This is a genomic window from Micromonospora radicis (assembly GCF_003583405.1).
Taxonomy (GTDB): Bacteria; Actinomycetota; Actinomycetes; order Mycobacteriales; family Micromonosporaceae; genus Micromonospora; species Micromonospora radicis.
The window spans coordinates 1-18,566 of the sequence record NZ_QXEC01000037.1 but is presented as its reverse complement, the minus strand read 5'-3'; the positions used below and the strand labels follow the sequence as shown (position 1 = coordinate 18,566).

Annotated in this window: 12 protein-coding genes and 1 pseudogene; 7 read left to right on the top strand and 6 right to left on the bottom strand. The window is 71.8% G+C overall.

Features of this window, described 5'->3' with window-relative positions; genetic code table 11:
• Positions 1-5 precede the first annotated feature (5 nt).
• From D2L64_RS25025 to D2L64_RS25015, 3 genes are all read left to right on the top strand, one after another.
• Positions 6-1,064, top strand: coding sequence for a PHP domain-containing protein (locus D2L64_RS25025; RefSeq protein ID WP_119579656.1), 1,059 nt, complete (start codon positions 6-8; stop codon positions 1,062-1,064).
• 148 nt (positions 1,065-1,212) lie between these two features.
• Complete coding sequence (locus tag D2L64_RS25020) at positions 1,213-2,883, top strand: DUF885 domain-containing protein (RefSeq protein ID WP_119579655.1); 1,671 nt, start codon at positions 1,213-1,215, stop codon at positions 2,881-2,883.
• A gap of 142 nt (positions 2,884-3,025) precedes the next feature.
• Positions 3,026-3,760, top strand: a complete 735-nt coding sequence (locus tag D2L64_RS25015) for a class I SAM-dependent methyltransferase (protein WP_158603547.1) — start codon at positions 3,026-3,028, stop codon at positions 3,758-3,760.
• 81 nt (positions 3,761-3,841) lie between these two features.
• Here D2L64_RS25015 and D2L64_RS25010 read toward each other — a convergent pair whose 3' ends face one another.
• Positions 3,842-4,879, bottom strand: coding sequence for a DUF3068 domain-containing protein (locus D2L64_RS25010; protein WP_119579653.1), 1,038 nt, complete (start codon positions 4,877-4,879; stop codon positions 3,842-3,844).
• A gap of 133 nt (positions 4,880-5,012) precedes the next feature.
• On the opposite strand from D2L64_RS25010, the gene D2L64_RS28590 reads away from it, so the two are divergent.
• Positions 5,013-6,461, top strand: coding sequence for an acyltransferase family protein (locus D2L64_RS28590; RefSeq protein WP_119579670.1), 1,449 nt, complete (start codon positions 5,013-5,015; stop codon positions 6,459-6,461).
• Between the two features lie 843 nt (positions 6,462-7,304).
• On the opposite strand, the pseudogene D2L64_RS28625 reads toward D2L64_RS28590, so the two are convergent.
• From D2L64_RS28625 to D2L64_RS24985, 5 genes and pseudogenes are all read right to left on the bottom strand, one after another.
• A pseudogene (locus D2L64_RS28625) lies at positions 7,305-10,475 on the bottom strand (alpha-(1->3)-arabinofuranosyltransferase domain-containing protein); the annotation flags it as partial.
• 68 nt (positions 10,476-10,543) lie between these two features.
• A complete protein-coding gene (locus D2L64_RS24995; protein ID WP_147376303.1) occupies positions 10,544-12,001 on the bottom strand; it encodes a glycosyltransferase family 4 protein in 1,458 nt (485 codons plus the stop codon).
• A complete protein-coding gene (locus D2L64_RS24990) occupies positions 11,998-12,768 on the bottom strand; it encodes a glycosyltransferase (protein ID WP_158603545.1) in 771 nt (256 codons plus the stop codon). Before D2L64_RS24990 ends, D2L64_RS24995 begins: the two co-directional genes overlap by 4 nt.
• A gap of 63 nt (positions 12,769-12,831) precedes the next feature.
• Positions 12,832-12,987 carry a hypothetical protein gene (locus D2L64_RS27405; protein WP_158603544.1) on the bottom strand — a complete coding sequence of 52 codons (156 nt, stop codon included), beginning with the start codon at positions 12,985-12,987 and terminating at the stop codon, positions 12,832-12,834.
• Complete coding sequence (locus D2L64_RS24985; RefSeq protein ID WP_119579649.1) at positions 12,984-14,630, bottom strand: hypothetical protein; 1,647 nt, start codon at positions 14,628-14,630, stop codon at positions 12,984-12,986. The genes D2L64_RS27405 and D2L64_RS24985 overlap by 4 nt, the downstream gene beginning before the upstream one ends.
• A gap of 282 nt (positions 14,631-14,912) precedes the next feature.
• Here D2L64_RS24985 and D2L64_RS24980 point away from each other — a divergent pair, with 282 nt between their 5' ends.
• From D2L64_RS24980 to D2L64_RS28110, 3 genes are all read left to right on the top strand, one after another.
• The gene (locus D2L64_RS24980) at positions 14,913-16,241 is read left to right on the top strand and encodes a lipopolysaccharide biosynthesis protein (RefSeq protein ID WP_119579648.1); all 1,329 of its coding nucleotides are present in this window, start codon (positions 14,913-14,915) and stop codon (positions 16,239-16,241) included.
• A gap of 134 nt (positions 16,242-16,375) precedes the next feature.
• The gene (locus D2L64_RS24975; protein WP_119579647.1) at positions 16,376-18,187 is read left to right on the top strand and encodes a VanW family protein; all 1,812 of its coding nucleotides are present in this window, start codon (positions 16,376-16,378) and stop codon (positions 18,185-18,187) included.
• Positions 18,188-18,323: 136 nt separating this feature from the next.
• The coding region (locus D2L64_RS28110; protein WP_233559139.1) for a hypothetical protein at positions 18,324-18,566 on the top strand (243 nt) is incomplete at its 3' end.

Sequence of the window (18,566 nt, the reverse complement as noted above, 5' to 3'; positions counted from 1 at the left end):
AGGTCATGACCCGTGATCCCATCGCCGACCTGCGCCGGATCGCCTTCCTGCTGGAGCGGGCCAACGAGGCCACCTACCGGGTCCAGGCCTTCCGGTCGGCGGCGAACGCGCTTGCCGCCTTGCCGACCGCGGAGCTGGCCGAGCGGGTCCGCGACCGCACCCTCACCGAACTGGCCGGGGTCGGCGACGTCACCGCGCGCTGCGTGGTCGAGTCGCTGGCCGGCGAGGAACCGGTCTACCTGCGCCGACTGCTCGCCACCGCGGGCACGGACCTGGACGCCGAAGCGAGCCGACTGCGGACCGCGTTGCGCGGTGACTGCCACACCCACTCGGACTGGTCGGACGGCGGCTCACCGATCGAGGAGATGGCCCTGGCCGCGGTCGAGCTGGGCCACGAGTATCTGGTGCTGACCGACCATTCGCCCCGGCTCAAGGTGGCCCGGGGGCTGACCGCCGCCCGGCTGCGGCGCCAACTCGACCATGTGGCGCGGCTCAACGAGGCACTGCCGGAGGGGTTCCGGATCCTCACCGGCATCGAGGTGGACATCCTGGCCGACGGCTCGCTGGATCAGGAGGACGAGCTGCTGGCCCGGCTGGACGTGGTGGTCGGGTCGGTGCACAGCGGCCTCAACGACCACCGGGCGAAGATGACCCGCCGGATGTTGACCGCGATCGCCAATCCGCACCTGGACATCCTCGGCCACTGCACCGGCCGGATGGTGTCCTCCCGCCCGGCCGGGGTGACCGGGCCGGGCGACCGGGGGCATCGCGCGCGTACCCGGGCGGAGAGCGACTTCGACGCCGACGCGGTCTTCGCCGCCTGCGTCAAGCACGACGTCGCCGTGGAGATCAACTCGCGCCCGGAACGGCAGGATCCGCCGAAGCGTCTGATCCGCCGGGCGCTGGAGGCCGGCTGTTGGTTCGCCATCAACACCGACGCACACGCCCCCGGCCAGCTCGACTGGCAGCGCTTCGGCTGCGAACGGGCGGCCCGCTGCGGCGTACCCACCGACCGCGTGATCAACACCTGGACGGCCGACGAACTGGTCGCCTGGACACGCTGATCCACTCCGCTCCGGCGGATAGTGGTATCCACCGGGCCGGGTCACCGCCGATGCGACGAAACCGCTCGCGAGCCGACCCGGCCGACCGGTTGCTCCGACCCCGGAAAGGCGGCAGCGTGCGCCGGGCCGGCTCGCGTAGGGTCGCGGCGTGGGACGAATCGACGACATCGCCAACCGCTACGTCGCCGACTGGGCCGCGCTGAGCCCGACCGGCGCCACCTACGTCGGCATCTCTGGGTACGACGACCAGTTGGACGACCTGTCGCCGGACGGGTACGCCGCACAGGCCGACCTGACCCGACGGACCCTGGCCGACCTCGACGGCGTCGAGCCGGACACCGAGGCCGAGCGCACCGCCCGGGAGGCGATGCAGGAGCGCCTGGGCCTCGACCTGGCCCGCTACGAGGCCGGCGAGGCCACCAGCGAGGTCAGCGTCATCACCAGCGGGCTGCACCACACCCGGATGATCTTCGACCTGATGCCCACCGAGGGTGTCGAGGCGCAGGCCAACATCGCTGCCCGGCTGAACCGCTTCGCCGGTGCGCTGGAGGGCTACAAGACCACCCTGCGCGAGGCCGCCGCGGCCGGAAAGGTCAGCGCCCGGGCACAGCTGATCGAGGTGGCCAAGCAGTGCGACGCCTGGGTGGACCCGGACGGCGACAACATCTTCCACGGTCTCGTCGATCGGCTCGGCGCCGACGGAGCCCTCGACGCCGACCTGCGCCGGGGTGCGGCGGCGGCCACCGCGGCCACCGCCGAGTTCGGGCAGTTCCTGCGTACCGAGCTGGCGCCGCGCGGCCCGGAGAAGCAGGCCGCCGGGCGGGACCGGTACGAACTGGCGTCACAGTACTTCCTCGGCGCCCGGATCGACCTCGACGAGACGTACGCCTGGGGGTTCACCGAGCTGGCCCGCCTGGAGGCGGACATGCGTACGGTGGCCGGGCAGATCCTCACCCCCGGCGCCACCATCGACGAGGCGGTGGCGGCGCTGGACGCCGACCCGGCCCGCACCATCCAGGGCAACGAGGCCTTCCGCGACTGGATGCAGGGGCTGGCCGACCAGGCCATCAGCGAACTGCACGGCACCCACTTCGACATCCCCGAGCAGGTCCGCCGGATCGAGTGCATGCTGGCGCCGACCAGCGACGGAGGCATCTACTACACCGGTCCCAGCGAGGACTTCGCCCGGCCGGGCCGGATGTGGTGGGCGGTACCGCACGGCATCACCGACTTCTCCACCTGGCGCGAGGTGACCACCGTCTACCACGAGGGGGTGCCCGGGCATCATCTGCAGATCGGGCAGACCGCCGTCCGGGCCGGGTTGCTCAACCGCTGGCAGCGGCTGCTCTGCTGGGTATCCGGGCACGGCGAGGGCTGGGCCCTGTACGCCGAGCGGCTGATGGACGAGCTTGGCTACCTGGAAGACCCGGGTGACAAGCTCGGCATGCTGGACGGACAGGCGTTCCGGGCCGCGCGGGTGATCGTCGACATCGGCATGCACCTGGAGCTGGAGATCCCGAAGGACAACCCGTTCGACTTCCATCCGGGCGAGCGCTGGACGCCGGAGCTGGGCTGGGAGTTCCTGCGGGCGCACTGCCGGGTGCCGGACGAGATGCTGCGCTTCGAGTTGAACCGCTACCTGGGATGGCCGGGGCAGGCGCCCTCCTACAAGGTGGGCGAACGGATCTGGCTCCAGGCCCGCGACGACGCCAAGACCCGCAAGGGCGCCGACTTCGACCTGCGGGAGTTCCACCGTCAGGCGCTCGACCTCGGTTCCCTCGGCCTCGACCCGCTGCGCCGGGCGCTGGCCCGGATCTGAGCGACGCCGCCCTCGCCGCGTCCACCCTCGGTGGGGCGCGGCGGGGCGGTGACCGCAGCGGCCTCCCGACCAGCTCGCGGCAACGACGAGCCGGCGCGTTCGCCTCTCGTCCACGACCATCGGATGCCCTACTGTTTGGGCCGTGGACTTGCACGAGGTGCGGCGCGACTGGACCAGGCTGGGCGCCGAGGATCCGCTCTGGGCGGTGCTGGTCCAGCCCGGCAAGCGCGGCGGAGGTTGGGACGTCGAGGAGTTCCTCGCCACCGGGCGCGCCGATGTCGAGCAGACGGTCGCCTGGCTCGACCAGCTCGGCCAACCGACGCGGTGGCAGCGGGCGCTCGACTTCGGCTGCGGGGTCGGCCGGCTGTCGCAGGCGCTGGCCGCGTACGCCGACGAGGTGACCGGCGTGGACATCGCACCGTCGATGCTGGCGGCCGCCCGCGAACTCGACCGGAGTTCCGGGAACATCCGCTTCACGCTCAACGACGCGGCCGACCTGCGGCAGTTCCCCGACGGTCACTTCGATCTCGTCTACAGCGCGCTGGTGCTGCAACACCTGCCCCGTCCCGCTGTCGACGGCTACCTGGCCGAGTTCCTGCGCGTGCTGCGCCCCGGTGGGGTCGCGGTGGTGGGGCTGCCGACGAGGCCGGCACCCACGGCGCGGGGGTTCATCTGGCGAGTCGCGCCCTACCGGCTCATCAGCTGGGCCCAGTGCCGCCTCCTCGGGTACCCGGCTCCGATGAGGATGACGCCGGTGCCGCACGCGGACATGGTGCGGCTGCTGGCCGAGCACGGGGGCGAGATCGTAGGGCAGCGGCCTGACCTGCCCTACACGGCGGACTGGCACTGCACCCGGTACGTCCTGCGTCGAACCTGAACCGGCGCCGACCCGGGTCGGGCGGGGCCGGCGGAGCACCAGGCTCCGCCGGCCGCACCGAGTTGGTGGGTGGGGTCGGTGTCAGGACTCGACGCGCTCGGCTGGCCGAGACTGCGCGGGCCCGGTGGGCTCGTCTTGTGGGTCCGCCGACGCGGGCGAGTCGAGGTCGGGCTCGGGTGAGTCGCCGACGGCCACCGGGGCCGGCGGCTCCGCCCGACGGTTCGCTCGGAAGAAGAGAAGCAGACCGAGGACCAGCAGGGCCAGGCCCAGGACACCGAGCACGATCGGCACCAGCACGGTCACCAGGTTGATCTGTCGCATCGCGTCCCGGGCGACGTCCGCCTGCTGCTTCTGCGTCTCCTCGTCGAAGGCGAGGTCGGCGTCGATGATGCGGATGGCGTCGGTCCCGTTCGGGCCGCGCAACGTCTGCAGTTGGTCTTCCTGGCCCTTGACGATGACGCCGGTGTTGGGCTCCACCCACAGGGTGCGCTTGTTGGTGTAGAACCGGCCCACGGTGGTCATCTGCTCGGCGGAGCCGACCAGGTGACCAGGGACCTTGATCTCGTCGACCTGGACCGGCTCCACCGTCATCTCGAACCGGTAGACGGTCAGGCCCTGCAACTGCTCGGTGCCGTGGTAGGTGGCGTCGTACGCCTTCCGGGCGGTGTTGTCGAAGTAGCGGTACGTCTTCTTCTCGGTTCCGAAGGGGAACGTGTAGGTCAGGCCGTCGTGCTTGAACGGGGTGCCGTTGATGTCCTCGGCGCAGCAGGCGATCGCCTCCCCGGTTCGGCGGTCGAGAGCCACCCGGTCCCGGCTGACGGTGATCTCCGTGCCGGCCTCGTCGGTGACCCGGACGCCGACGTTGAAGACCGCCCGGTCGGCATTGCCGGCCTCGACATCGCCACGAACGGCGCGGACGGCGGTCAGGTCGACCCCACTCCGTTCCGACAGGGTCTGGAAGTCCAGGACTGTGGCGTTCTGGGCCCTCGAATATGTGACCGAACTCTGGTCCAGGGGCACCTTCACGACAGCCGGCGCAACGTACAGCGGCATCGCCAAAGCGCCGACGATCAGGAACGTTCCTGTCGCCACCAAGACGACACCCGTTGCAGGTCGCATGTGGCTCCTCCCAAGTGATTAGGTCGACTGGTCGGCTGACAGTACACGATGTGACGCAGTTTCGGATATGGTCCGATGCGGCTTACCGAGCCACATCTGATCCGGCCCACGGCAGCATGGACTGCCCCGACGAATGGGATGCAGAGTAGCCGTGAGCACGCCAAGCCGGATCAATACGATGGACGGTCAGCCGGACCGGAACAACAGGCATTCCAGGTGGCTGCCCGCGCTGGAAGGGTTACGTGCCGTCGCGGTCGTCATGATTCTCGTCCACCACGTTTCCTATCTCAGCGGCATGACGAACTCGCCGGGGCAGAGCAGTGGATTGCTCGCCCGGCTCGATGTCGGCGTGGCGCTACTCTTCGCCCTCTCCGGTTTTCTTCTCTACCGGCCATTCGCGGCCGCTGCCATTCACTCGTACCCGACTCCTTCCGTTCGGCGCTATCTCTGGCACCGCGCACTGCGCATTCTGCCCGGGTACTGGGCGATGGCAGCCGTCGCGTTGGCCTGGCTGAATATCCAATACCTCACGTCACCTGCGGACTGGGCCATTCCGCTGCTGTTGATGCAGGTTTACGAGCCGCTGCGGCTGCCGGTCGGGATGGAACACACCTGGAGCCTCGCCACCGGGGCCGCGTTCTGTCTCCTCCTGCCGCTCGTCGCGCTGCTCGGCCGGTGCCTCGGCGGCAGATCCCCCCGGGCGCGAGCCCGGCGTCAACTGGCCCTCGGCATCGGCGTCATCCTGGTCGGCCTGCTCTGGAACGGGTACGTCCACACGCCGGACTCTCCGCTCCAGGACGTCGCGGCGCTCTGGCTGCCCTCCCATCTCGACTGGTTCGGTACCGGTGTCGTGCTGGCGGTGCTGGTCAGCTGGCCCGACGGCACCAGACCCTCCGCCTTCCTCGGCACCATCGACCCCACCGCCGTCAAGGCCACCGACGGTGGCGACCAGCTGTGGTACCTCCTTCCGCGCGGGCTGCGTACCTTCACCTTCGCCCCCGCGACGTCCTGGGCCGTCGCGGCCGTGCTGCTCTGGATCGCCAGCACCCCGATCGCTGGTCCCCGGGCGCTCGAACCGGCCACCCGGGCCGAGGTTCTCGCCGAGCACCTGCTCTTCCTCCTCGTCGCCTGGTGCCTGATCGCCCCGCTCGTCGGGCCGCGGACCGACGGGCTCCCGCGCAGGTTCCTCGGTCAGCCGGCGGTCAGGTTCCTCGGCCGGATCTCGTACGGGATCTTCCTGTGGCACCTCCTCGTGCTCGAAGCCGCTCTCCGGCTGCTCGGCTTCACCCGGTTCGACAGCTCGTTCTGGAGCCTGCTGGCGGTCACCCTGGCGCTCACCATCCCGATCGCGACCGCCAGCCACTACCTCGTCGAACGCCCGGTCCGGCTGTTGTACCGCCGTGTCGAGAGCCGGTCGCTGACCCGCCCGCCGGAACCGGCGAGCGCGCCCGACGGGGCGGCGCAGCCAGCCACTGAGTCGGCTGGGCCGCCGCTTCTCGTACCGCCCCGGCACCCGCCGGCCACGCAGCACCAGGGCCGCGACGGCGACGAGGAGCAGCACGGTCGGCACCAGCACGAGTAGTTCGGCGACCGGCGGCGGCAGCCACCAGCGCCGCGCCGCCTCGCCCATCAGCCCGATGGAGCCGGGCAACCACACCCACACCGGGGCGGGTGCCCGGCGCCGGTTCAGCACCACCACGAGCAGGGCAGACCCGAGGCCCGCCAGGCCACCGAGCAGCACCGGAACGCCGACCGCCAACAGCGGCGCGGTCGGCATCGTCGTCGCGATCACCGGATAGGCCGGTCGGTCCCGGCGGGCCGGCACCACCGCCGCGACGACCAGGACCAGTAGCAGCACGCCCGCCACCCGCAATACGAGCTGGTAGTGCGCCCCCGGCTCGAACACCAGCTCGATCCGACCGGCGGTCCCGGCCGGCACGAACCACGCCTGCTTCCAGCCGTCGATCCGGGCCGGGAAGAGCGCGACCCCGTCGAGGGTGGCCGTCCAGCCAGGGTTGGCGTTCTCCGTAACGATCAGATACGTGTCGGCACCCGGGCCGATCGACAGCGACCGCTGCCGGTCGTCCCAGTCGAGCACGGCCAGGGCGCGCGGCACCGGCTCACCACCGGCCCGGCCGGTGGCGGAGTTGGCCAGGGTCCGGTTGGCCAGGATGACGCTGTCGACGACGAAGCGGTCCGCCGCAGCGCTGACCTCGTTCGTCCCCCGGCGCAGCACGACCCGACCGGATCCCGTCCCGTCGTCGTCCGGTTCGGCCGCGCAGGCCCGATACCGCAACGGGCGCAGATCCCGGAGGTCCCGAAGGGTGCCCACCGCGGTCGTCGGCACCTGCCTGCCGTTGACCACGATGGTCGGCCCGGCACCACAGGGCAGCGTCACCGTACGGTCGAGGTCGGGCGGCGGTTCCGCCTGCGCCCCCTCCACGTCGATCTCGCTGATCCCGAGTGGCAGGGGCCACGGCTCGAACAGCGCCGTCGACCGGTTGACCCGCGGCACCGTCGAGGTCACCGCGACGACGAGATTGCGGGTACGCAGCGGCGCGAAGCGGGCCACGCCGTCCAGCCCGACCTTCGCCTCCCGGATGCCGTCGTCACCGGTGACCCGGACGGTCAGCGGAGGCGCCGCGACCAGGCCCGCCGAGAAGCGCAGCCGCACCCAGCCGACCTTCCGCTTCTTGTCCCAGCGCAGCTCCAGCGTCGGCTGTGGATCGTCCGGGTCGGCCCACCACGCCGTGCCGTCGTCCCCGTCCCGCAGCGACCGGGACGAGGCGACCGGGTCGGCGAACCAGGTACTCGACGTGACGACGTCCGGTTCGCCAACCACCTCGTCGTACTCGGCCAACGCCGTGGCCGGCACGGCGCGGGCCAGGCCGGTGAGGTCGGCGGTGAACGCGGCCGGTGACTCGAAGCGGCGGGGCAGCAGCCCGGTCTCCTCGCCGTGCCGGGTCAGCTCGGGCGAACAGAGGTAGTGGTCGCCGGCGGTGGTGCAGGCGCTGCGGTCACCGCTGCGTCGGGCGAGTGCGACGGCGTCCGGCGCGCCGCTCGGGTCGGCCGGGGCCGGCAGCCGCAGGTACCGCACCGGCGTCACGTCGGCGATCCGCAGTTCACGGATCCCGGCCCGCCGCCCGGGTACGTCGAGTTCCGCCACCGCGTCGACGGTCACCCGGAGCCAGTCCGTGGCACCGGCGGGCAGCGCGAGCCGTACCGGGGCCGCACCGGCGCCCGTCACCTGATGCACCCGTGACCCGCCCGCGGTGCTGACCCGAACCCGGGTCACCGGCTCGGCGATCAACTCCTCGTGGACCACCTGGAGTTCCACCGACTGGGGCCGGATCTGGCGCGGAAAGCGAACTTCCAGCCACTGGCCGACCGGCTTGTCCGCACCGTCCGAGAGCCACGCGGTGCCACTGTCGCCGTCGACGGCCGCGAACGGGGTGGCGGAGGGATCACGCAGCCCCGCCGGACCGGCCACGTCGGCGGCGCTCGAAGAGGCCCGTACGTCGGCCACTCCGGTGTACCCGGCCCAGGTGAGTGACGACTCCCAGGCCGGGTCGAACAGGTCGTGCGCCGCCCGGCTCTGCCGGGGACGGTCGTCGTGCCCGAACGTCCGGGAGACGTTCCCACGAACCAGGCCGAAGTCGACCTCGCGGCTGCGCAGGCTGTCGGCGAGCACCGTCCGCACCCGGGTACGGTCCCGGACACCGGCGTCCCCGTCGATGATCACGGGCCGGTCGCCGAGGATTCCGGCGTCGGCGAGGTCCAGCAACGTTTCCGGCGCGCCCACCAGGTCGAGCGGCTCGGCCGCGTCGACGACGACGGCACGCGGAGCGGGTCGGTCGACCCGGTAGATCTCCACCGCCGGGTACGGGCGGTGCAGCCCGTAGTCCCACGCGCTGCCCAGGTCGGGCTCCCTACCCACGATCGGCCCGAAGTGCGCGACCCTGGTCAGGCCGGGCGCACTGTCCAGGGTCCGGTGCACCAGCACCGGCCACGCCCTCGCGCCCACCGGCGGCCGAAGATCGTTCCGCACCACCAGGTAGCGCACCCCGAGCCGGCCGAGGACGTCCGCCAGCCCCGGCGAGACGACACCGGAGGCCAGCCGCTCGTCGATCGCGGACAGCAGCCGGGCGTTGCCCACCGATCCGGCCGGTACCAGCGAACGCACCGCCCAACGCGACTTCAACAGCGGCTGGAGAGGTTCGTCCATCGGACGACCCCAGTCGTACTCGGCGAAGTTGGAACCCGGCACCAGCAGCGTGCTGCCGTGGCCGGCGTGCCGGTCCAGCCACCCGGCCGCCTGCCGCCAGTGCTCGGGCAGGGCCGGATAGCCGCCACCGGCGGCGAGTCCCGCAGTGCCGGCCCCACCCGCGACCGCGACCAGCGCGACGGCGGTGACCCCGAGCGCGGCACGGCGCGGCGCCATCTCGACGGGACGCGCGAACCGACGGACGGCGGAGATCCGGGCCGCGCCGTGCAGCAGATGGGCGGCGGCCAGCGCGAGCGGCATCCGGAGGACCACGTCGAACTTGTGCAGGTTCCGCAACGCGGCAAGCGGGCCGTCCAGCGCCTCCCGGACCGTCGCGGCGAAGAGCGCACCGCCGTTCGACATGTTGCCGGCCGTCAGGATCAACAGCCCCACCAGCGCACCGACGACCAGGAACCGTCGCTCCGGTAGGTCCCGGCGGGCCAGCCCGGCCAACCCGACGCACGCGATGAAGCCGGTGACCACGGCAAGCCACGGCGCCGTCGCCAACGCCCAGCCCGAACGCCACCAGGGCACGCCGTCGACAGCCAGGTAGCCCAACCAGTGGCTGGCGCCGCGGAGAGTGGTGCCGAGGTCGGTGACCGCAGTGGTCACGGCCGCGCTCTCGGTGTACGGCAGGAACGGGAAGCCGTACTGCTGCATGAGCAGCAGCGGCACCAGCCACCAGCAGGTCGCGGCGACCATCGCCGCGGTCCACCAGGCGAACAGCCGCCACCGGCGCCGGGGTGGACGCGTCAGCACGTAGAGCAACGCCGGCAGCACGGCGGACGCGGTCGCCGCCCCGTTCGCGCCGCCCATGCAGACCACGGCCAGGCCGCTGAGCGCCGCCGCCCGCCGCAGCGAACCGCCCGCCGCGCCGCGGACCAGGGGCAACACGACCCACGGCGCGACGCAGTACGGCAGCAGTTCGAGCGAGACCGTACCGACCAGGCTCAGCGCCCGCGGCGAGAGCGCGAAGATCAGGCCGCCGATCACCCGAGACGCCGGACCGCCCAGGTCGAGGGCGCGGGCCAGGCGCACCACACCGAGGAAGGCGGTGCAGAGCAGGGCCGCCATCCACAGCCGCTGCACGAACCACATCGGCAGGCCCACCGCCTCGCCGAGCAGGAAGAACGGGCCCATCGGGAAGAAGTAGCCGATCGCCTGGTTCTGCAACGAGCCGAACTGCCAGCCGGCGGTCCACAGCTCGGTGGCCCGGGCGAGGAAGGCTCCGGGATCCACCGCCATGTCGAGCTTCGTGTCGGCCACGAGCAACCCTGGATCCTGGGTGACGCAGAACCCGGTCAGGGCGAGGCAGACGAGAACCTCGCGCATCCGCCACACCGCCGACTGCACGGCCACCGGCGGGGTACGGCGCTCCCGCCGTACCGTCGGCCAAGTGGTCAGCACTGCTCTACCGGGCCCCCGGTGAGCAGTTCCGCACCGGTCGCGTCCCGTTCGGTCACCGCCGACTCGGCGACACCCAGCTCGGCCAGTAACCGCCGTACGGCCTGCGGATCGGTGCCGGGCACCAGCAGCCACAACCCCGCCTGACCGGCGGCAAGCTGCGCGCTGCGGGGTAGCAGCGGCGTCAACCGGTCCCGCAGTTGTTCCGGCCGGTCCGTGCGAACCAGGAGACAGGCGTCCCGGGATGCCCACGGCAGGGCGCGGGGCGCAAGCAGGTCACCGATCACGGCCCGGACCCGGTGGCCGGTGTCCACCCAGCGGAACGACTCGCTCCACTGTCGACACTCCGCGGCCATACGGTCCGCGTTACCAGGCACGTCGAGCCACTGCAACGCCCGGTCCAGTCCCGCGGCCAGACGCTCCGCGGGATCCTCCCCCTCCGGCACCAGCCATCCGGTACGCCCCGGTCGTACGGCGTCGCGGAGCCCTTCGACGTCGAAGGCGACGGTGGGCAGGCCCGCGGCGGCGGCCTCGACCACGACCAGACCCCACCCCTCCCCCCACGAGCCGGAGACGTGCAGCCACGCGGCGGCGACCAGTTCGTCGCGTTCCTCGGCGGGCAGGAAGCCGTGGACGGTGACCCAGCCGGTCAGCCCTCGCCGCGCGACCTCCCGGCGGATCGTCTCGACGTCCGGCCCACCACCCACCACGTCCAGCCGCAGCTCGGGCCGGGTGGTACGCAGCCGGTCCACCGCGTCGAGCACGACACCCACCCGCTTGTGCGGGGTGACCCGGCCGACGCAGACCAGTCGCGGCCGGGCAGCGCGGGCCACCCCCGCGGCACGGCGGACGGGCACAGTGGCACCGTCCGCGCCGTTCGGGACGACGACGACCGGTCCCGCCCAGCGGAGTCGCTCGCGTACGGCCAGCGCGGTGGACGGGGAGACCGCGAGGGTCACGCTGCGGTGGTAGACCCGACGGGCGACCGGACCCTCCAGCCAGGCGCCGAACCGACCGACGAGCGGACCGAAGTACAGCCGGAACTGTCGGTCGTGCACGTGGTGGATCACGCAGACCACCGGCACCACCCTCGGCAGGACGAGCGGGCTGAAGAACGGGATGCCGTTCTGACAGTCCAGGATCACGTCGTACTGACGGCGACGGCGCAGCAACCAGGCCAGCACGCGGGGGTAGACGGTCCATCGACCGCCGACGCGGACGATCCGGATGCCGTCGCGTACCTCGTCGGCGGGCTGGCCGGCGGGGCGCGCCGCGACGAAGGTGACCTCCGCGCCGGCCGCGGCCAGGTCGCGGGCCACCTCCCAGGCGTACACCTCGGCACCGCCCGCGTCGGGGTGGCTCGGGTCCTTCCAGTTCAGTACGGCGATCCGCCGCCCCCGCACCGAGTGGTTCTCGCCGCGCATCGGGCAGGCGGGTGCGGCCTGGGCCCTCACGGCCGCAGCCCTGCGGCGGCGGCACCGCCGGTGACGTCCTGGGGCAGCGGCAGCCCGACGATGGGCAGCGCGGGTGCGATCTCGACCCGCCGCAGTCGCCAGGCGATCGAGGCCACGTCGAAGAAGCTCTGCCAGCCGTGCCGTACCGTCGAGAAGCGGGAGCCGGGTACGTCGACCCAGTTGACCGGGATCTCCACCACCCGTGCCCCGAGACGTTCCATTCGGCCCAGCACCTCGACGTCGAAGGCGAAACCGCCGCAACAGAGTGGCTCGAACACCCGACGCGCCAGGTCACCGCGGAAGAACTTGTAGCCACACTGTGTCTCGCTGACGGTCCGTACGACCTGCCGGACCGCACCCCGGAACGCCACCGCGCCCCACCGCCGCAGCGGGCTGTGCCGCTCCTCGACCACGGAATCCGGGTGGGCACGGGACCCGACCACCGCGTCCGCTCCGCCGGCCAGCAGGGTCAACACCTGCTCCAGGTCGTCGACCGAGGTGGCGAGATCGGCATCGCAGAAACCCACGTACCGCGCGTCACTGGCGAGCACTCCGCTGCGGACCGCGTAACCCTTCCCACGCTCGGCGCAATGCAGCAGGCGGATGGGTACGGCACCGGAGGGTGCACCGGCCACGATGCCGGCGGTGTCGTCGATGCTGGCATTGTCGACCACGGTCACGCGACAGGGGACGCCCAACTCACCGAGTGCCCGGCGCAACCCGACGAGGGTGTCGGGCAGCCGGTGCTCCTCGTTGAAGGCGGGCACCACGATCTCGAGGACTGTGTGGTCGGTTGCGGCATCAGGAGGCGAGACCTCCATGGATCGCCGTCAACGCTCGCCGTACACGATGATGGGCTGGTCCACCTTGGCCGGCGTCGTGTTCGCGAGCTGCGAGGTACCCACCGAAACGGCCAGGATGCCCAGCACAGCCCCGACCGCCGCAGCGATGATCACCGTCAGGAGCGGATTGAAGGATGCCTTCATTGACGATCCCTTCCAACTAAGTGACCGGACAGTAGCATGCGTCGGAGGCGCTTGGTGGGGCGCAGAAGGGCGATCAACAAAGTGGCCGTGAGTACCGAATAACCCATAACGGGAACGGTTCCGATACCGCCCTGGGCAGGGGTGGGACCGTCGCCGGTGAGCCGCAACAGGGTGAGCGCCCCGTCCCGGCGAACCAGATCGGCGTCGATGAAGCGGCCCTCGAGCCCACCGGCACCGGGTTGATCGGTCTGGATGAGCACGTACCGGACGTCGAGCCGGCGCAGGGCAGGCCCCGGATCACCCGGCCCGGCCAGCGCCGCCGCGACCCGCTCCGCCGCCCGGCTCTCCCCACGGATCCGCTCCCGGCCGACCAGGACGTCCTGGTCGCCGACGACCGGCCGGCGGAACGCACGCGGCGCCGGGTCGAGCACCGGCACGTTCCCCGCCCAGCGGTAGGCACGGAACGACGACCACGGCAGGGAGACCAGGCTTCCCCCGGCCGGATCGTCGTTCACCACCGCACGCACCGACGCCCACTCCGGGGGATACCGCACGGTGTCGAGCTGGCCGGTGAGTCCCCAGGCCATGCCGGGCAGCACCAGCACCGGTGCGAGGACGAGGATCGCGGTCGCCGCCCGGCCAGCCGATGTCACCAGCGACTGCACGAGCAGCCCGAGACCGACCGCCTGCAGCAGCGCCAGCGGGGCCAGCATCCGGGTGCCGTCCCGGACGATGCCGGCCACCGGGACATGCTCGACGAGCCCGACCAGCATCCGCTCGCCGGGCGGCCACGCGGCGGCCACGGCGATCACGATGCCGAGCAACGCGCCGATCGCCAACCCCCACCGCAGGGCAGGGGGCCAGCGACGGGACAGGAGGAAGGCGGCCACCGCCGAGGTGGCGAGCGCGAGCGCGAACAGCGCGACCGGCCACTGGTCGCGGCCGACCGGAGCGGCGTGCCGGTTCCAGACACCGCCCAGGGTCAGCACGCTGCCGAGCACCCCGAGGGGAGTGTCGGCACGCGCCGCGAACGCGGCGATCCCCCGCTCGTCGAGATCGACCGCGCCACCCCGGTCGAGGAAGGCCAACTGCCAGGGCAGGGTCAGGCCGACCAGGGTCGCCCCGCCTGCCGCCAGCGCCCGCCACCGGCGCGCCAGCACGAGCGCCGGTGCGCAGGTCAGCACCGCCGCCAACACCAACGCCGGCCCCCCCAGCACGACCGGGAGCCCACCCGCGATCGCGGCACGACGACCGACCCCGGCGGGTTGTGCGCGGATCACCCCGACCACCCAGGCGTACGCCCACGGCAGGGCCGCGTACCCGGCGATGATCGCCCACTGGCCGAGGTGCAGCCGCCCGTACACCCACGGATTCCAGACGTAGCAGAGGCCGGCGGCGATCCGCGCCGCCGGATGGCCGACCGGGGTCAGGCGGGCCGCGCCCACCGCCGCGAGCAGCAGGGCACCGGCGAGGAGAACCTTCTGCGCGACGTCCGCGCCGATGAGCCGGGAGAGCCCCACCGCCAGCAGCTCGCTGGGTACCGCGCGGGGCAGGGCGCCGTCGCTGCCCCAGACCATCGCGCCGAACGGCGGGTCGGGCACGAACACCAGGTCGTACCGGAGCAGATAGCCAGGGCCGAGCACCGGCCCGAGGATGACCAGTACGACCCCGAAACCCAGTGCGCACTCAGGCCACCGTCGCCGGAGCCCAGCGGCGGCACGACGCCGCCACGGTCCGCGCGTCGGCGACGGTCGGTGCACAGCGGCCTCCCACGGATTCCGACGTCGGCTCTGCCCGGCGCCACCCGCGAACCCTAGGCAAGGGTCGATGCTGGCGGTAGTTTCCCAGACGGCGTCGAGGAGCGGTCCGCGACAACAGCCGAGGTTCCGGGTGCCGACCGTCCCAGCGAGAGCGACACGAACGCGATGACAGCATCGACGACTCACGATCAGCGCGGACTGGGCGCAGCCGGCGCGGCGGTGGCGGTGGCCGCGATGGTCACCAACGGGCTGGCATACCTGGTGCCGATGCTCGGTGCCCGGCGACTACCCGCGGCGGACCTCAGCGTACTGGCGACGGTGCTGGCCCTCGTCGCGATCGCCGGCGTCGCGGGCATGGGCCTACAGATGGCCGTCGCGGTGCACCGGGCCCGCCATCCCGACGCCACCACCGCCCGGGTCGGCGCCGCCACCACGGCCGCCACCACGGGCCTCCTCGTCGTCGCCGCACCGCTGATGGTGCTCGGGCTGCATCTGCCGGTCGGGGTCGTCGCGCTGCTCGTGGTGATGACCGTGCCGGTGGTGTTGGCCGGCAGGTGGCTCGGCGAGCTCCAGGGCGGGCAACGCTTCGTCCGGCTGGCGTGGGCCATGGGCCTACTGGCCCTCGGCCGGTACGCCGGGATGGTCGTCGCCCTCGTCCTCGGCGTCGGGCTCGTCGACACCCTATTGGTCGGCACGGTGACCGGTTATGCCACGCTGCCGCTCCTGGCGTGGCTCGCCCGCCGGCAGCCTCCGTCGGCCGCCACCCAGCCCACGACCACCGGGGACGACCTGCGGGTGCGGCAGGTCATGAGCGCCGGCACCGCCGCGCTGGCGATGCTGGTGGTGTCGTACGCCGACCTGATCTTCGCACGCCAACTGCTCTCCCCGGCGGACTCCGGGGCGTACGCCGTCGGCACCGTACTCACCAAGGGTGCGCTCTGGGCTCCCCAGGTGGTCACGGTCCTGGCGCTGCCCCGGCTCGCGGTCGGCGACCAGCAGATCCGGCGCGCCGCGCTGATCGTCGTCACGGCGTGCGGTGCCGTCCTAGTCGCCGTGTCGGCACTGGCCGGCGGCCTGGCGTTCCGGCTGGCCGGGGGTGAGGACTACGCACATCTCGGCGAGTACGCCCCGTACTTCGCCGCCACCGGAGGGCTCTACGCGCTGGTCTTCGTGATCGTCAACGCCAAGGTCGCGACCGCCGCCCGCTGGCCGTCCGCGCCACTCTGGGTGGCCGCCGGCGGCCTCGCCGTGCTGACCGTCCTGATCGCGCCGGGCACCTTCCAAGGGATCATGTTCAGCGCCCTCGGCACCGCCACGCTCACCACCCTCGGCACGGTCGTCGGCCCGGCCCTGGTCAACCGCGGTGCGGGTGGCAGCCGGCGGAAGGACCCGACCGACCAGGGAATCGTCGGGTCACCGGCGGCGCCGGCCCAGGCCCGATCCCACTCGTCCGCACCCTCCCGGCTACGCCGGGTAACCCGATCGACGCGGTAAGCCCTGGTCAGACCCCGAAATCGAAGATGCCACCGGGCGCAGACTCCCGGCCAGCCCGCACGTTGGCTACCGTAGGTGTTTTCTCCGGGGTGTCAGCTCGGGCCCCGTCTGCGGTTCGTCTCTAAGAGGTAGTTGTGACGCTGTACGGCGAGAACCACCCGCCCCCCGACGACCGGCCAACGGTCCAGGTCAAGGCGGTCAACTGGCCCGTCGAGGAGCCGGTACACCCGGCCCCGGTGGCTCCGCAGGGTGAACGCAGGCGGTCCAGTCGCTTCCGGATCCTGCTCGCCACCGGCGTGGCCACAGCCGTGCTCGGCTCGGTCGGTGCGGTGGCCGTCTGGGCGTACGCCGGTGACGTGCCACGCGGCACCACCGTGCTCGGCACCGAACTCGGCGGACGCAGCACGACGGACGCGGCGCGGGAACTGCGCGCGCAGCTCGACCGTCGCGCCGCGGAACTCGCCGCCCCCATCCAGGTACAGGTGGGCGAGCGGACCGCCGAGATCAACCCGGCCGACGTCGGGCTCACCGTCGACGTGGACGCGACCGTCGCCGCCGCGGCGGCGACCGGCGCCCATGCGGTGGACCGGCTGGTCGGCTCGCGGGAGGTCGAACCGGTGGTCTCGGTCGACGTACCGAAGCTGGAGGCCGCACTGGAGAAGCTCGTCGGCAAACAGGGCCGCAAGATGACGATGCCGTCGATCACCTTCGACGGCACCAAGCCCAAGGTGCGCCACCCGAAGCCGAGCCTCTCGGTCGACCCGGAGCACTCCGCGGAGGTGGTCAAGGCGGGCTGGCTGAGCGGCCAGCCGGTGACCGTACCGCTCGTGGAGAACCATCCGGCGACCTCCGCCGAGGAGGTGGACCGCATGGTCGCCGAGCTGGCCAAGCCCGCGGTGGCCGCGCCGGTCAAGCTGTCCACCGACCGCGGTTCGGTGGACATCCCGCCGCAGGCGATCGCGAAGGGTCTCCGCTTCAAGGCTGACAAGACCGGCAAGCTGACCCCGACGGTCGACATGAAGCAGCTGCGGACGGCGATGGGCGACCGACTGAACAAGGTCGAGGTCGCGCCGAAGGACGCCACGATGACCATCTCGGGCGGCAAGCCGAAGGTGGCCGACGGACGCGTGGGGCAGCAGGTGGACATCAGCGGGCTCGGTGACGACCTGCTTGAGGTGTTGTCCCGCACCGAGGACCGTACGCTCGACGCGAAGCTCAAGCCGGTCCAGCCGAAACTCACCGCGGAGAAGCTGGGCGGCCTCGGCATCAAGGAGAAGGTCTCCTCCTTCACCACGAACTTCACCGGCGGCCTCTCCTCGGCCCGCAGCCAGAACATCGTCACGATCGCCGAGAAGGTAGACGGCACGGTGGTGCTCCCCGGCGAGACCTTCTCGCTCAACGGGCACACCGGCGAGCGCGGCTACGCCCAGGGCTACCGGGACGCACCGGTCATCCTCGGTGGGAAGCTCGTGCCGGGGGTCGGCGGTGGCACCTCCCAGTTCACCACCACCCTGTTCAACGCCACCTACTACGCCGGTCTTGAGGACGTCGAACACAAGCCGCACTCGTACTACTTCAGCCGCTATCCGGCCGTCATCGAGTCGACCATCTTCTGGCCCAACCTCGACTTCAAGTTCCGCAACAACACCGACTACGGCGTACTGATCGACACCTCGTACACGGGCAGCTCGATCACCGTGTCGATCTGGAGCACGAAGATCTGGGACAGCGTCAAGACCGAGTACGGCCCGCGACGGAACATCACCTCGTCGAAGACCGTCTACCTCGAACCTGGCCCGAGCTGCATCCCCGCCAACGGCAGCCAGGGTTTCACCCAGGACGCCTTCCGGGTCATCAAGAAGGACGGCAAGGTGGTCAAGCGGGAGAAGTTCTCCTGGACCTACGACGCGGAGCCCCGCTTCATCTGCGCCAAGGAACCGTCCTGACGTAGCCACAGATGCACGGAAAGGCCCCGCCGGCTGGTGTGCCGGCGGGGCCTTTCCGTGTCGTGTTCCGCGGTCGCCCACCATCTCTCGGGTGCCCCGTAACGCCTCATCCCTTGAGGGTCGACCGTTGCGACCGTTGGAGCCCCTGGTCGGACTCATCCGGCTCGCCGGCTGGACAGTGCACCTCGAACTGCTGAAAGACCACGGCGAGCCGGTACGCCTCCCGGACTCCGGCATCCTCGTGTCGTGCCGTGGCGGCCGATGCACTCGCGCTCATGCCGCCGTGGCGGGCCGCAGCGAGTTCGGGGCCCGAGCTCAGGCGGTCGCTCTAGAGAATTCTCGGTCGAGCGATGCCAGCGCACCGGAGCAGAACGAGGGT

Bases quoted from the DNA above. Each gene is read 5' to 3' on its own strand.
- D2L64_RS25010 (WP_119579653.1), bottom strand. From the start codon at position 4,879: ATGCGACCTGCAACGGGTGTCGTCTTGGTGGCGACAGGAACGTTCCTG.
- D2L64_RS25025 (WP_119579656.1), top strand. From the start codon at position 6: ATGACCCGTGATCCCATCGCCGACCTGCGCCGGATCGCCTTCCTGCTG.
- D2L64_RS28590 (WP_119579670.1), top strand. From the start codon at position 5,013: ATGGGATGCAGAGTAGCCGTGAGCACGCCAAGCCGGATCAATACGATG.
- D2L64_RS27405 (WP_158603544.1), bottom strand. From the start codon at position 12,987: ATGAAGGCATCCTTCAATCCGCTCCTGACGGTGATCATCGCTGCGGCG.
- D2L64_RS24980 (WP_119579648.1), top strand. From the start codon at position 14,913: ATGACAGCATCGACGACTCACGATCAGCGCGGACTGGGCGCAGCCGGC.